The 14,246-nt window shown below is 45.4% G+C and carries 11 protein-coding genes; 5 read left to right on the forward strand and 6 right to left on the reverse strand.

What is annotated here, in order from left to right:
- Nucleotides 1–47: 47 nt before the first annotated feature.
- The 4 genes from MHO32_RS22120 to MHO32_RS22135 all read right to left on the reverse strand — a co-directional run bounded on the left by MHO32_RS22120 (nucleotide 48) and on the right by MHO32_RS22135 (nucleotide 5,811).
- Entirely contained in the window at nucleotides 48–899 is an 852-nt protein-coding gene (locus MHO32_RS22120) for a dimethyl sulfoxide reductase anchor subunit family protein (protein ID WP_009703242.1), read from the reverse strand.
- A complete protein-coding gene (locus tag MHO32_RS22125; protein WP_005433785.1) occupies nucleotides 899–1,528 on the reverse strand; it encodes a DMSO/selenate family reductase complex B subunit in 630 nt (209 codons plus the stop codon). Before MHO32_RS22125 ends, MHO32_RS22120 begins: the two co-directional genes overlap by 1 nt.
- The gene (locus MHO32_RS22130) at nucleotides 1,528–3,975 is read right to left on the reverse strand and encodes a DmsA/YnfE/YnfF family dimethyl sulfoxide reductase (RefSeq protein WP_239214007.1); all 2,448 of its coding nucleotides are present in this window, start codon (nucleotides 3,973–3,975) and stop codon (nucleotides 1,528–1,530) included. Before MHO32_RS22130 ends, MHO32_RS22125 begins: the two co-directional genes overlap by 1 nt.
- A gap of 522 nt (nucleotides 3,976–4,497) precedes the next feature.
- On the reverse strand, nucleotides 4,498–5,811 hold the full coding sequence (locus tag MHO32_RS22135; RefSeq protein WP_005451842.1) for a MipA/OmpV family protein: 1,314 nt from the start codon (nucleotides 5,809–5,811) through the stop codon (nucleotides 4,498–4,500).
- 290 nt (nucleotides 5,812–6,101) lie between these two features.
- Here MHO32_RS22135 and MHO32_RS22140 point away from each other — a divergent pair, with 290 nt between their 5' ends.
- The 3 genes from MHO32_RS22140 to MHO32_RS22150 all read left to right on the forward strand — a co-directional run bounded on the left by MHO32_RS22140 (nucleotide 6,102) and on the right by MHO32_RS22150 (nucleotide 8,999).
- A complete protein-coding gene (locus MHO32_RS22140; RefSeq protein WP_005451841.1) occupies nucleotides 6,102–6,452 on the forward strand; it encodes a hypothetical protein in 351 nt (116 codons plus the stop codon).
- 22 nt (nucleotides 6,453–6,474) lie between these two features.
- A complete protein-coding gene (locus MHO32_RS22145; RefSeq protein ID WP_239214010.1) occupies nucleotides 6,475–8,415 on the forward strand; it encodes an alkaline phosphatase D family protein in 1,941 nt (646 codons plus the stop codon).
- Nucleotides 8,416–8,558: 143 nt separating this feature from the next.
- Nucleotides 8,559–8,999, forward strand: a complete 441-nt coding sequence (locus MHO32_RS22150) for a tellurite resistance TerB family protein (protein WP_005451837.1) — start codon at nucleotides 8,559–8,561, stop codon at nucleotides 8,997–8,999.
- Between the two features lie 203 nt (nucleotides 9,000–9,202).
- On the opposite strand, the gene MHO32_RS22155 is transcribed toward MHO32_RS22150, so the two are convergent.
- Together MHO32_RS22155 and MHO32_RS22160 are read right to left on the reverse strand one after the other, a co-directional pair.
- Entirely contained in the window at nucleotides 9,203–9,733 is a 531-nt protein-coding gene (locus MHO32_RS22155; RefSeq protein WP_005451835.1) for a 3'-5' exonuclease, read from the reverse strand.
- Between the two features lie 82 nt (nucleotides 9,734–9,815).
- A complete protein-coding gene (locus tag MHO32_RS22160) occupies nucleotides 9,816–11,357 on the reverse strand; it encodes a sensor domain-containing diguanylate cyclase (RefSeq protein ID WP_009698075.1) in 1,542 nt (513 codons plus the stop codon).
- 287 nt (nucleotides 11,358–11,644) lie between these two features.
- Between MHO32_RS22160 and MHO32_RS22165 the strand changes: the two genes are divergently transcribed.
- Both MHO32_RS22165 and MHO32_RS22170 read left to right on the forward strand, forming a co-directional pair.
- A complete protein-coding gene (locus tag MHO32_RS22165; RefSeq protein WP_005434042.1) occupies nucleotides 11,645–12,277 on the forward strand; it encodes a DUF2760 domain-containing protein in 633 nt (210 codons plus the stop codon).
- Nucleotides 12,277–14,241 (forward strand): Hsp70 family protein, encoded by a 1,965-nt coding sequence (locus MHO32_RS22170; protein ID WP_239214020.1) that lies wholly within the window; start codon nucleotides 12,277–12,279, stop codon nucleotides 14,239–14,241. Before MHO32_RS22165 ends, MHO32_RS22170 begins: the two co-directional genes overlap by 1 nt.
- Nucleotides 14,242–14,246 lie beyond the last annotated feature (5 nt).

The raw sequence follows: 14,246 nt of genomic DNA on the forward strand, positions 1-14,246 counted from the left end.
AATACTCGCCCCACTCTGCTAATTGTTATCAGCACAAATAACGGCTATCAGTACAGACCAGATGTAAAGTGCATACCGTAGAACACATTGCGACCCAGAATCTCTGCGACGAACAAGGCAACGAATGCCACGATAACTAGCAAGTTCTTCTGACGACCTTCTGCGGTAAACAACTCAGCGAATACCCAAAGAGCAGCAGCAACCACAAGCAACAGCACGTGACCGGCAACATAGCCAGATAGCATAGTGATTTGATCTAAGCCACTGTGAATCGCCGTTGAGATGCCTGCGAAGTAAATCGTCTGCATCACTGAGAACGCTAGGTTTAGCGCAATCAGGCTTACACCAGCCCACATTAGGCGACGATTGGTTTTCTCAGCCGTCACGTCCAATACGTTAATCAGCGTGTAACCAAACATCAGACCTGAAGTCACGACCGTGAACCAAAACGCAACCGTTGTCATTGGTGAGTACCATGCTGGTACCGTTTCGATTTGGTAAACATTCGCCATCGCGAACATGAAAATCACGCCAACCGCGATAGACAACCAGTTCACGATTTTACGAACGCCTTCGCTGCCGATTTTTAGAATCGTCAGCAACCAGTACAAACCCGCTAGAGACAGAAAGCTTGCACCCGTTAAGATCTCGTTAGATAGCGCCGCACTACCAACACGGTTTAATGCGTTGAAGGCACGAAGAGGGCTACCCAAGTGAGTTGTTGAGAACAAGAAACCCAAGCCCATTACAACCAAGATAGCGAAACGAGCGATGTTCATACGAGGTTCTGTCACGCGTGGTGGCTTACCGAATTTCTCGAATGCGTTAACCGTTAGGTGCGCGCCAACCGCTGTTTGAGCAAGAACCGTAAAGGCAACTAATGGTGCTTCGTATAACATTATTTCACCTCTCTTGGATTCTGTAGGAAACCAGTGCGGTCATTGGTTGGACGACCATTTGGATTTAGCTTCACGATCAGGTTCGGGCTCGTAATGCGAGAATCTGGCAGTGGTGCCACATCCGCGTTTGAACCGTATTTCGCGCGTAGCTCATCAATTGGACCAAACTCAATCGCACGCAATGGACAGCTATCAACACACACTGGCATTAAGCCTTCAGCGACACGTTCGTAACAGCCATCACACTTAGTCATGTGACCTTTTTCTTCGCTGTATTGAGGTGCGCCGTATGGACACGCCATGTGACAAGATTTACAGCCGATACACACGCTTTCATCGACAACAACAAAGCCGTCTTCTTCACGCTTGTGCATGGCACCTGATGGACAAACCTTGGTACACGCTGGGTTAGTACAGTGGTTACAAGAGATCGATAGGTAGTACGCGAACACGTTTTGACGGAACGCGCCGTTTTCTTCTGTCCAGTTGCCGCCTACGTATTCATAAACACGACGGAAGTTACGGTCGATACCCAGATCTTTGTTGTCTTTACAAGAGAGCTGACATGTTTTGCAGCCAGTACATTTGCTTGAATCAATGTAAAAGCCATACTGCTTCGCTGTGCTCATTATTTAGCCCCCATTTTCTTAATTAGCGTCACTTCAACGAGGTTGGTATGGCTCGGGTTCGATTTTGCCAACGGGCTTGGACGTTGTGTTGTCAGCACGTTGATTGAACCCGCTTGGTCAACACCTTTTGCGTTTGGTGCGTACCATGCGCCCTCACCTAAGCCAACCACATGCGGCATGATGCGTGGGGTCACTTTTACACGAACGTTCATTTCACCGAACTTGCTGCGCACGCTGACCAAATCGCCGTTATCAATGTTACGAGAAGCCGCATCGACTGGGTTGATCCAAAGCTCTTGTGGTGCTGCTGCTTTTAGGATGTCGACGTTGCCGTACGTAGAGTGCGCACGTGCTTTGTAGTGGAAACCCGTCAACTGAAGCGGGAACTCTTTACGATCTGGCGAATCCCAGCCGTTGAACGTCGAAACGTATTCAGGCAATGGCTTGATGGACTCATCTTCGTCCAGTTCCCATTCTTCGTTGATCTTCGCGAGGGTCTCTGAGTAGATCTCAATCTTACCTGACGGTGAAGGCAACGGATTCGCTTCTGGGTCACGGCGGAAATCTTCAAACGCCACATATGGACGGTCGAATTGCTTCTTGTAGATGCCCTGCTTTCTCATCTCATCGTAAGACGGCAGGTTTGGATCGTTGTTTTGTTTAACGGTCTGAGCGTACATCCACTGTAGCCACTCTTCTTGAGTGCGACCTTCAGTAAATTCATCAAACACGCCCATGCGCTTCGCCACACCAGACATGATGTCGTAGATTGGCTTACATTCGAAACGAGGTTGAATCGCTTGGCTTGCAAAGATGAAGTAAGGCATTGATGCAGCCGCACCATCCATACAGAAATCCGATTGCTCTGAGGTTGTACAGTCTGGCAGTACGATATCGGCATACTTCGCAGAAGACGTCATGTGGTTGTCGATCACGACAATCATTTCACACGCTTTTTCATCTTGAAGAATGTCGTGTGTGCGGTTGATGTCTGAGTGTTGGTTAATCAGACAGTTACCTGCATAGTTCCAGATGAACTTGATGTTATTTTGTAGCTGTTGAACGCCTTTAATGCCGTCAGTAAGATCGGTCATCTCAGTACCACGGAAAATCGCGTCTGTCCAAAGGAACATTGGGATAGAAGCGCTGATCGGGTTTGGCACTTTCGGGAAGCGTTGGAATGGGTAAGAATGGTTACCCTCACGAGCACCAGTACCACCACCTTGTAGACCAACCTGACCACGAAGCAGAGACAGCATCATGATCGCTTTACACGCTTGCTCACCATTTGCTGAGCGTTGTAGACCCCAGCCTTGGGTGATGTAAATGCGTTTTGCATCGCCGATTTCACGCGCAAGTTTCAAAATCACATCAGCAGGAATACCTGTGATTGGCTGTGCCCACTCTGGTGTTTTCTCGATACCATCTGGACCTGTGCCCATGATGTAATCTTTGTAGCTGCCGTTTTCTGGCGCTGACGCTGGCAATGTTTTGCGGTCGTAACCCACACAGTAACGGTCAAGGAAGTCTTGGTCGACTTTATCTTCGCTGATCAATACATGTGCGATAGCCGCGATCAGTGCAGCGTCAGTGCCATGCTTGATTGGTACCCATTGGTCTTCACGACCCGCGGCAGTATCGGTGTAACGAGGGTCGATACAGATCGTACGTGTGTGACTGATGTTTTTTGCGTCCACGTAGTTATGAACCTGACCACCGCCCGACATACGAGTTTCTGCAGGGTTGTTACCAAACATCAGACAAAGATCTGCGTTTTGTACGTCGTCAATCGAGTTGTTGTCTACCCAAGTGCCGTAGAAATACTCAGACATACATTCAATGTTCGCTGCTGAGTAGTCACCATAGTGGTTCAGGTAGCCACCACAGAGGTTCATCATACGTGCAACCAATGTCGCGCTTGGATCCCAACTCTTAGTTACCGTACCACCCAAGGTACCCGTACCGTAGTTTAGGTAAACCGCGTCATTACCGTAGTCTTTAATGATACGTTTTAGATTGTCACCAATGAGGTCAAAGGCTTCGTCCCAAGTGATACGTTTGAACTTACCTTCACCACGTTTACCAACGCGAAGAAGTGGGTATTTCAAACGGTCTGGCGAGTAAACACGGCGACGCATAGAGCGACCACGCAAACAAGCACGAACTTGATGGTTGTGGTTATACACATCATCACCCGTGTTATCGGTTTCTACCCATTTGATTTCACCGTCGACCACGTGCATACGAAGCGGACAACGCGAACCACAGTTAACGGTACATGCCGACCAGACAATTTTTTCATTTGGTTTCGCTGGCGTTTCTTTGGCAACTGCTTTAGTTGCAAACGGGAGAGAAAGTGCGTTTCCTGCTAGCGCTAAAGCGCCAAGTGCAGAACCACCCTTTAAAGCATCACGCCGAGTAATATTAAACTTACCATTTTGACTCATGGTTTTTTCCTAAATTACGTTTTTGAATTTGGTAGTGGCGCTTAATTAATGGCTATAAGTGGAGAAAGAACACTCATTAGAAATAAATGACATAGAGATTGTATTTTCAAAATAGGCATTCATTGAAAATATCTAATTTCATTTTGATTAATACACAAAGCAAATCAAAATAACATTTCTACAAAACCATTAATTAAGCCAGAACGCATAAGCCTTGAGCAACTAAGGCATGACGAGCTACCACTATCGATATCCTTGTAGATTTAATGGTTAATAAGTTTGACCCCCATCAATTTATAAAAACGATTAAACGTAATCTTATATTTCATTTCGAGCTTTTTTATTAATGGAATATTAATAGGTCAGAAGGATGTCAATTCGATTAAATATAGAAATGATTTTTGAATTAAATAAATAAAAAATACAAATATAGAAGAATGGGAATAAGAATAATTACCAATTAATAAAATTAAAAAAGCCTCATGTCAATATGAGGCTTTTGGTATTTATTTTGAGCTGAGATTAAAAATCGTACTGGAAGTAGATCGTATTGTAGTTACTCCCGCCTTTAATGCGACCAAACTGGGAAGCGTTCTCGAAAATCGCACTGCGATGATGCAATGAGTAACCCACCCACATGTTTTCCCAATCTTTTTGGTTGAACAGGTCGCCAACGTTCACATCAACTGAAAAATCTAAATAGTTAAGTAAGTTACTTGGCGTATAACCCTTCTCTTCCATTTCTGTTGCTTCTATGTAAGTAATATTATCGATGTAAGACATACCTTCTGCCACACCAAATCGCCACTTCGTCGGCCAATTGAACGTGTAGTAAGCCTTAATCGCCACAACATATTCGGTACTGGAGGATTGCACATCAGAAGACCAGTGATGAACAAGACCCGGCGTTAGGTAAATATCCAAAGGTAAGCCAAACAACTCATCCGTCAATGGGTGCCCGTAGAAGAAAGAGGTCATTTGGTTATTGTACTCATCTTTCTCGGCATTAAGTTTGAAGATGTCACCCATATTAGAAGGCGTAGCCCAACCGTGTGCGACTCTTAGATATGGGCGATTTCGTAAATCAGACTTACGTTCTTTGCCTTTATCGTTGAAGAAACCAAAGCCAACAAAGACTTCACCTTGGTAACGGTCTTCTACGATTTGGCTATGGTATGCTTCACTGTCTAGGCGAGTAACGCTAGTTTCCCCCAAGAGATACAAGTTAGAAATCACGTGGTAACGTGCTTTGATACCTAAGTTAGCATCAATACCCGCACCAATTTTCTCTCCCGTCGCATCTTTGAATGAGTAGTACGAGCTGTTGAAGTCGGCGTCTTTATAACGAATTGTAAAAGAGGGCTCTAATTCCCAATCGCCAAACTCATAGTTAGCAGCGATTCGGTAGTTAGAATGAAACTGGAATTCGTCATCCGCCATCACTTCAAATTCAGCACGCCAGTTTTCGTCAAAGTTGTAACGAATCTGACCACCAAAATCGACGCGATCCCCTTCGAAGGCATTTTGAATGGACTTCGGGATATCTACAAAGCGCAGGCGCATAATCGCACTTGCACGCCAATCGGAGTCACTCTCATCATACAAGAACACCCCACCTTCAATACCGTCAATGTAGAGATGCTCGTTTTCAAAGAACATCATCGGCACAAACGTGCTCACTGTTGAGTCGTCATTGGCAGTATAAAATGGAATTGAAGCAGTACGGTACATCGCTGCAATCCCCCACTCTTGCTCTGCGTTTTTTGACTCCGCTAAAGCAGCACCACTAAGCAATAAACCAGAACATGCCAGCGATACTGTTAATACGTGTTTCATAGTTCCTCTATGTCACTGTTATTTGAGAAGGTCTCGAATGAGAAAGAGTATATCTGACTTTACCCGCCTATCTGTGAAAATTTTGCTTTATACACCAAAGAGCAAGCCCTACCAGTTAACACTGGCAATAAGTTAACCTCCTACACACTGCATTTTTGGCTAAGTTGATTACTCTGCACACAATCAAACGGGAAACGGTCAAATTTCTCTCTTCTCTCGTCAATGAGATTTAGATTTTTGCCAGATTCACCGATACAATAGAAAACCAATGATCAAAGCCGCAGTTAATCGTGAAAGCATCTGAACTCATCTCCATTATCAACAACTTGCCGGAAGGTAGCGACCCCGATATCGTGATGGGTGAAGAATGGCTACCAGAACGCTTGGAAAACACCACTCTCGATGGTGATATGCTGTTTTTACACTTCGATAATGCACCGGAAGATGGTCAGGGTGAAGAAGAAGGTCGCGGCTTCGTTGAGCACGAAATTGACTTGATTCGAACTCGCCTACAACAAATTCTCGATGAAGACAGCGACAATGCTTCAAAAGCCGACGCAATGTTAGGTTTATTTCTGATGGGACATGAACTTAGCAGCTCACAAGTTATCGAAATACTCGAAGAAGACTCAGAACACTGATCCAGAATAGTAAGGTACCACTTTGCCAACATCGCTCAATACCAACGCATTTTCATCCCTTCCTCTGGTTGTTGCCGGTCCAATTTTAAGAAAAGTTACCGCGACGGAAGTGAATATTTGGTTGGTGACCACGCAACCTCTCGAAGGCTTGGTTGAAATCAGCGATGCGAACACTGGTGAACAATACTATTCCAAGTCCGTATCAGCAGAACATCTATTGCAAGTAGGCAAACGTGCTTGGGTTTGCATGCTGACGTTACAAGGCGAATTTCCTACCCATAAAGCATTGCGTTATCAACTCCATACTCAATCCGGTTTATTGACCGAATTGATGCCCCACTTGGTCTACGGTGAAGACACAGATTCAGCGCAAGGTGTCGAGTTCCTAATCAGTGAAAAAGCCGATTATGTCCTGCATGGCTCATGTCGTAACCCACATCATTTTAGTAAAGACACTTTGGTCCAAGCTGACGCAAAAGTTGCTAGCCAACCGATAGAAGACCGCCCTGATATGCTCATCATGAGCGGCGACCAAATCTATGCCGATCATGTCGCAGGTCCGATGCTTGATGCTATTGAACAATTGGTCAAATTATTAGGCTTGCCTGAAGAAGAGTTCGACCAAGCGCCAATTAAAAACACGCAAGAGCTTTATCAAAGCCCAGATTGTTTTTATGGCAGGGATAACATTCTTCCCCACTATGTTGACGATGGAAGCATACTCACCAAGCTCTTCCCACATCGTGGCACACCCATTTTTAGCTCGCGCGAATGTGAAAACCACCTCATCAGCTTTGCCGAGCTTTTTGCGATGTACCTACTCGTTTGGTCTCCAGTACCTTGGACATTAGTCAATCGTGAACGTTTATTGGATAGAAAATTCACGACCGGCGGAAAAGCTTTAGAGCCGAAATGGCAACAACGTTGGCGCGATGAGAAGGTTCACATCGATGCATTTGTCGCAGGGTTAGATAAAGTTCAGCGTTTGCTAGCTCACGTACCGACCTACATGATCTTTGATGACCATGACGTCACCGACGATTGGAACCTAACGGTTGGCTGGGAAAAAGCAGCGACTGAAAATCTCTTCTCGCGCCGAATCATCGGCAACAGTCTGATCGCTTATTGGTTGTGCCAAGGTTGGGGTAACGCGCCAGAAAAATTTAACGCCCCTTTTATAGAGCACGCTCGTCGTTACTTTGAAGAACTGACTTCAGAGTACCAAGATGACTTCATCCAATACCTATATCGATTCGAAGATTGGCATTACACCATCCACACGTCACCAAAAGTAGTTGTTTTGGATACACGTACTCGCCGCTGGCGTTCAGAATCACGCATGAATAAACCATCGGGTTTGATGGATTGGGAAGCCTTGATTGAGTTCCAACAAGAGCTGATGCATCAAGACAAAGTGATCATCGTCTCTGCCGCACCCATGTTTGGTGTGAAGTTTATTGAAACATTGCAACGCATCATGACCAGTTTTGGTCAGCCGTTGCTGATTGACGCAGAAAACTGGATGGCGCATCCAGGCAGTGCGAATACCTTGATCAGTATTTTCACTCACACCAAAACCCCGACTAACTTTGTCATTCTGTCTGGTGATGTGCACTACTCTTTCGCTTATGACATCAAGTTGCGTTTCCGTCGCAATAGTCCAAATATCTATCAAATCACATGTAGTGGGATCAAGAACCAGTTCCCAGCGCAACTGCTGACAGCGTGTGATGCCATGGATCGTTTGCTTTATAGCCCCCGTTCACCGCTAAACTTCTTCACAAAACGTAAGCGTTTGAAGATTTTTAAGCGTGCGCCAAGTAACCACAATTTTTACCGATTAGTGAACCAAAGTGCAATTGGCGAGCTGAGATTGGATAACGACGGAAAGCCATGCAATATCAGTATTTTAACTGGTGAAGGTGATTCAATACATTTCCCGCCTACAAAGGTTGAGGAATAAATCCGCTTTTTGGCGGTCAAATACTGTATTGAGCAAAAATGTCATCTCAATCGTATGAGATCTTGATCAAATTCAATCAAGACCTTGAGATTTGCTCAAACCATTACCATCTTAAATAAATAGATAACAGCTTGGTGCTCAACATGTTTAATTCGCTTACTTCATTATTTAAACAACTTATAGAAGGCTCGGACCTTAGCCAATCCAACACACTGTCACCCAATATGGCGATAGCATGTTTGCTTTGTGAAGTAGCTGGTGCGGACCATCAAATCGATGAAAGAGAGCAAGCAACCAAACGCTCTTTGATCATGAAATTGCTTTCCCTAACAGAAGAAGAGACCGACACCCTACTAAATCAGGCTCAAAACAGATCGAGTGAGTCGACTTCCCTTTATGACTTTACGTCCCAACTGCGTGAGCTTTCACAAGAAACCCGCTATGAACTGATCAAGAGTATGTGGGAAGTGGCGTACGCTGACGGTGAAATTGACCCATTGGAAGATGCCGTAATTCGCAAAACAGCGGAGCTGCTCTATGTAGACCACAGCGATTTTATTCGAGCGAAATTGCAATCTCAGTGAAGCCCAGTCTCCATAAACAGTAAGAACCAATAAAAAACGCGCTACATGAGCGCGTTTTTTGTGTCTCTAGTCTGGATTAGGTCGAGTCAAACATCGTCATCTCCGCAAGAGACTAGCCAACATTGTTGTTATTTAAAACTAACTTAGTACTGGCTTATGACGAGCAGACTGAAATCCAATGAAAGATTTATGAAAACAGAAACTTATAGCATGGTCAGTGCTAGTTTCGCCAAGTTGTAAGCGTCAACATAGCCCGAGTGCTGGCGACCTTCCCACTCAATGCCTTTTGCTTCTTGCGCCGCTTTATGACCAATGCGCTTATCTTTAAGACGGTTTTGGATTCGGTACAACGTCGCTAAGTTGATGAACTCGGTAAATGGCGCGTCAATGCCCTTTTGTTGGCATTCTTCGAGCAAGATAAGGTCATCGCGCCCCCATGAAGCATAGATCTTATTACGACCACCAAAGTTCTTTAGCATCGACTTAAGCACTTCTTCTAATGGTCGACCTTGCTTTTCAATCTTACGTGGTGTGATGCCAGTTAACTCTGCACAAAACAGGGACACTTCATCATGCTCAGGTTTCACGTAGTATTGCGCGCGCTTAACGATTTCACCTTTCGACAAATCTATTTCCGCCAAACCAACTTCAATGATCTCGCCTGTACGACCCACGCCGTTTTCATTCCAGCAGCACATTTCTAAATCGAAGCAGACGATACGGTTATGGTTCATAGTTTGTCTTGATTCCTAACGTAAATTTGAAAGCGTGAGATTCTACCGTAACGAATCTCAAAACTCGAATTTGCTCGCTGAATTAATCGCCGATCGATACAGAGTTTCGACCATTTTTCTTACTTTGGTAAAGTTGCACGTCCATTTTATGGAATAAGCTCTCAGGATCTTCGTCGTTATGTACCGCAGCGCCAATGCTCAAAGAACAAATGATTGGTGTACTTTCATATTCAAATGGCGAGCTTGCGACAATACCGCGTAACTTCTCCAGATAGGCGGCTAGTTCTTCCTTGTCCGTCACTCTAGATAAAATGCAGAACTCATCGCCACCTGCTCGGTAGAAACGATCACCATCGAGCAAGTTAGCATTCACAAGCTTGGTTACGTGCAATAACGCTTCATCTCCGGCTAAATGTCCGTACTTATCGTTAATCACTTTAAAGCGGTCAATATCGAAACCCACTAAAGAAAACTCAACGCCACTATTAATGTAGTGCAGTAAGTTATCGTTAAATACGCGTCGGTTAAGTAATTGGGTCAATGGATCCAACTCCGCCATGCGTTTTAGCTCAACCGTTTTGTTATCAAGCATCACCGCAAGACGTTCTTTTTCACGTGATTGAAGATTGACGATATAGCTGATCAAGATAGCAATGACTAAACCCGCAATACCGGTCCCATAAAGGACAGAACGCTCCCACGCCGAAACGGATTCAGACAGCTTAAACTCAACACGCCATTCGCGATTTGGCAGTTGAATCGTGCGACTAATAACTTTGCCGTGCAGCTCATCCCAGTTTGAGCTTTTGAACAATAGAGGGTCGTCGTAAGCATCAAAGCCCTTGTCTTCAACTTTTACAGACATATCCAATTCCGTCGCGGTTTTGGTAATCAATTGATCAAAATAGACAGTACTGCGCACTACCCCAACAACGACACCAAGTAGCTCGTGTTTGTCATAGCTAAATACCGGGTGGTAAACCAACAGACCACTTTTCTCTAATGACTTGTCGTATCCGTCTTGAAGTAATCGGACTTTGTCTGAAATATTGGCTCGATCGTGGGTAATAATGTCATCTAGGATCAGTTCGAAACGCAAACGTGAAGAATAAAAGCCAAGCAAAGACAAGTTAGTTTCAGTTCTTGGATAAATATCAGTCGCTATGTATGCAGGAGCTTGGTCTTTCAAGATGTAACCAAACGTCTTCTCACCATCTTTCGGTACTGTAAAGATGTCAAAATCAGGGAAAATTTGACGAGTTTTCGCCAAATAGACGTCGAGCTCACTTGGTTCAACACGTTGCATCCATTGCAAGCCAACCAAGCTCTGTGAACTTTCGACGACTTGTTTTGCGTAGTAAGGAAATTGTGTCCAGTATGACTTATCAACGGAATGGAAAAAGTTTGCACCAGCGCCGATGAACTCAAGATCGTTTTCTACTGCCAGTTTAAGAGATTCCGCTTGGCGATCTGCCAGGGTATCGAAAATGGTCATGGTGTAACGCTGTTGTATTTTATAAGCGACACCAACCATGCCCGCAGTGACAATAACGACTGCAATAAAAGCTACAATAGAAGCAGAGTACCGTTTGAAAATGCTCTGTTGAGCCGTGCTATATGTCATTTACTGTTCCACGTTTTTTGCGTGTCATGCTTCGATAATGATGGAAATACTGCGCCACATGTGGGTAAACATCAAGCAACAACGTTTGCGTCCCCATCTAATCGTTGATTTTTCATGCTAATCATGCGGTATATTCACGAATTATTACAGTCTTAAGCCTTGAATATGCTACCATCCACCATCATTTTAATGTCTAAACTTGGTGCAGGTCGCAAAGCCGATCTCTTTAGTAAACATGTGTGAGCCAATACTAAGCGCCAATAAATCAATAGAAAGAGAAAAATGTCATGAACATTGATTTGAACCTAATTCCTCAAACGTTCGATATGCTTCACGCAGGTCTAGCGGCTTCGAGCGTTTTGCTTCTTCTGATCGCAGTATCTCGTAAATCTAAAGTGATTGAGAAAGTGGTAGAAAAACCAGTCGAGAAAATCGTCGAGGTTGAGAAACCAGTTGAGAAGATCGTTGAAGTAGAAAAAGTAGTGGAAGTTGAGAAAGTCGTAGAGCGTGTTGTAGAAGTTGAATCAAAACTTGCGACAGCGTCAACGGACTCTGCAATGCAGCTGCTTTCTATCATGCAACAAGAAGCTCGTCTGATTGACTTCCTAAAAGAAGACCTAACATCATTCTCTGATGAAGAAGTCGGCGCAGCCGCTCGCGTAATCCATACTGGCGGTCAGAAAGTGCTGAACGACTACGTGACGCTAGCGCACGTTCGTAACGAAGACGAAGAAACTCGCATTACGGTTGAAGAAGGCTTCAACCCACAAGAAATCCGCCTAACTGGCAACGTAACAGGCAGCGCGCCATTCAACGGCACGCTAGTTCACAAAGGTTGGAAAGCAACATCAATGACGTTGCCTAAACTGGCTGAGAACTACGATGCATCTGTGATCGCTCCAGCTGAGGTTGAGCTGTAATGGAACACATGAACCAAGAAAACCATTCTCAAGAAGCGTCTGTTGAAACTCAACAGACGCCAAAATTCAGTGTTGGTATCGACTTAGGTACAACACACTGTGTCATGTCTTTTGTTGATACACACGACGAAGACGCTCGCGTTGAAGTAATGCCTATCCCGCAACTTACTGCGCCGGGCACGGTAGAGACTCGCAGCCAATTAGGCTCTTTCCTTTACCAGCCGCACGAGCACGAAATGAACCCGCAATCACGCGTTCTTCCGTGGTCTAGCGAGCCAAAAGCTCTGGTCGGTGCTATTGCACGTAACCTAGGTTCAAAAACACCAATTCGTCTTGTTGCAAGTGCGAAATCTTGGCTTTGCCACGCTGGTGTGAACCGTCGTGATGCATTCCTACCAGCGGGTAGCCCAGAAGAAGTAGAAAAAGTATCCCCTCTTCGCGCGACAGAGCTTTACCTAGAGCACCTAAAAGACGCTTGGAATCACACCAATCCAAATCACAACCTTGCCGATCAAGACGTGACTATTACGGTTCCTGCTTCTTTCGATCCTGCTGCTCGTGATCTAACAGCCGAAGCAGCACGCAACGTTGGTTTCGTGCACCTAACGCTTCTAGAAGAGCCACAAGCTGCGCTTTACAACTGGATTGATAACAGCGACGACAAATGGCGCGACGAAGTTGAAGTTGGCGACATCGTACTTGTAGTAGATATCGGTGGTGGTACGACTGACCTTTCTTTGGTTGAAGTAACTGAAGACGACGGCAACCTAACTCTGAACCGTATCGCGGTAGGTGAACACATCCTACTTGGCGGTGACAACATGGACCTTGCACTTGCGTACCGCTTGAAGATGAAGCTAGCGCAAGAAGGCAAAGAGCTACAACCATGGCAAGTTCAGGCAATGACGCACGCATGTCGTGACGCGAAAGAAGCGCTATTGAACGACAGCGAACTTCAGTCAGTGCCAATCGTAGTACCAAGCCGTGGTTCTAAACTGCTTGGCGCAACGCTGAAAACAGAACTGACTCAAGAAGAAGTACAACAAACACTGGTTGACGGCTTCTTCCCTCAAGTTGCGATTACTGACCACCCTGTTCAACGTAACCGTGGTGCACTAACGCAAATGGGTCTGCCTTACGCACAAGATGCAGGCATCACTCGTCACATTGCTGCATTCTTGTCTAAGCAAGCTAATGCCCTTTCTGCTTCAGGAAATGGCGCAGAAGCAGCAGCTCAAGATTTCAATCCATTCGCTAACATGCCTGGTATGCCAGGTACGGATGCCGCGCAATCGGCTGACTTCATCAAGCCAACCGCAATCCTATTCAACGGTGGTGTTCTGAAATCGAAACTTCTAGCAACTCGTCTAGAAGACACGATCAACGAATGGCTAATTGAAGCAGATGCAGAAATGGCAAAACGCCTAACAGGTGTGGATCTCGACCTTGCGGTTGCTAGCGGTGCGGCTTACTACGGCTCTGTACGTCGTGGTCAAGGCGTTCGCATCCGTGGTGGTATTGCTTCGGCGTACTACGTGGGTATCGAAAGTGCAATGCCAGCGATTCCGGGTATGGCGCCTCCAATGGAAGCACTTTGTGTTGCGCCATTTGGTATGGAAGAAGGTTCAAGCGTTGACGTACCAAGCCAAGAGTTTGGTTTGATCATCGGTCAGCCAGTTAACTTCCAATTCTTCGGCTCAACGGTTCGTCGTGATGACCTAGCGGGTACCCACCTAGACTACTGGGCACCAGAAGAGCTTGAAGAGCTTCCAGAAATCCAAGTAACGCTGCCAGTATCTGAAGGTCGTCGTGAAGGTGAAGTGGTTCCGGTAACCCTAGCCTCTCGCGTGACAGAGCTTGGTACGCTTTACTTAGAAGCCATTGCCGCTGATAACGGTCAAAAATGGCATGTTGAGTTCGATGTGCGCGAAGACGCGAAAAGCGACTCAAACGAAGAAGAATAAATAGA

Source organism: Vibrio sp. MMH1-50 (assembly GCF_022347645.1).
Classification (GTDB): domain Bacteria; phylum Pseudomonadota; class Gammaproteobacteria; order Enterobacterales; family Vibrionaceae; genus Vibrio; species Vibrio harveyi.

Bases quoted from the DNA above. Each gene is read 5' to 3' on its own strand.
- MHO32_RS22120 (WP_009703242.1), bottom strand. From the start codon at position 899: ATGTTATACGAAGCACCATTAGTTGCCTTTACGGTTCTTGCTCAAACA.
- MHO32_RS22125 (WP_005433785.1), bottom strand. From the start codon at position 1,528: ATGAGCACAGCGAAGCAGTATGGCTTTTACATTGATTCAAGCAAATGT.
- MHO32_RS22130 (WP_239214007.1), bottom strand. From the start codon at position 3,975: ATGAGTCAAAATGGTAAGTTTAATATTACTCGGCGTGATGCTTTAAAG.
- MHO32_RS22135 (WP_005451842.1), bottom strand. From the start codon at position 5,811: ATGAAACACGTATTAACAGTATCGCTGGCATGTTCTGGTTTATTGCTT.
- MHO32_RS22150 (WP_005451837.1), top strand. From the start codon at position 8,559: ATGTTTAATTCGCTTACTTCATTATTTAAACAACTTATAGAAGGCTCG.
- MHO32_RS22155 (WP_005451835.1), bottom strand. From the start codon at position 9,733: ATGAACCATAACCGTATCGTCTGCTTCGATTTAGAAATGTGCTGCTGG.
- MHO32_RS22160 (WP_009698075.1), bottom strand. From the start codon at position 11,357: ATGACATATAGCACGGCTCAACAGAGCATTTTCAAACGGTACTCTGCT.
- MHO32_RS22165 (WP_005434042.1), top strand. From the start codon at position 11,645: ATGAACATTGATTTGAACCTAATTCCTCAAACGTTCGATATGCTTCAC.
- MHO32_RS22170 (WP_239214020.1), top strand. From the start codon at position 12,277: ATGGAACACATGAACCAAGAAAACCATTCTCAAGAAGCGTCTGTTGAA.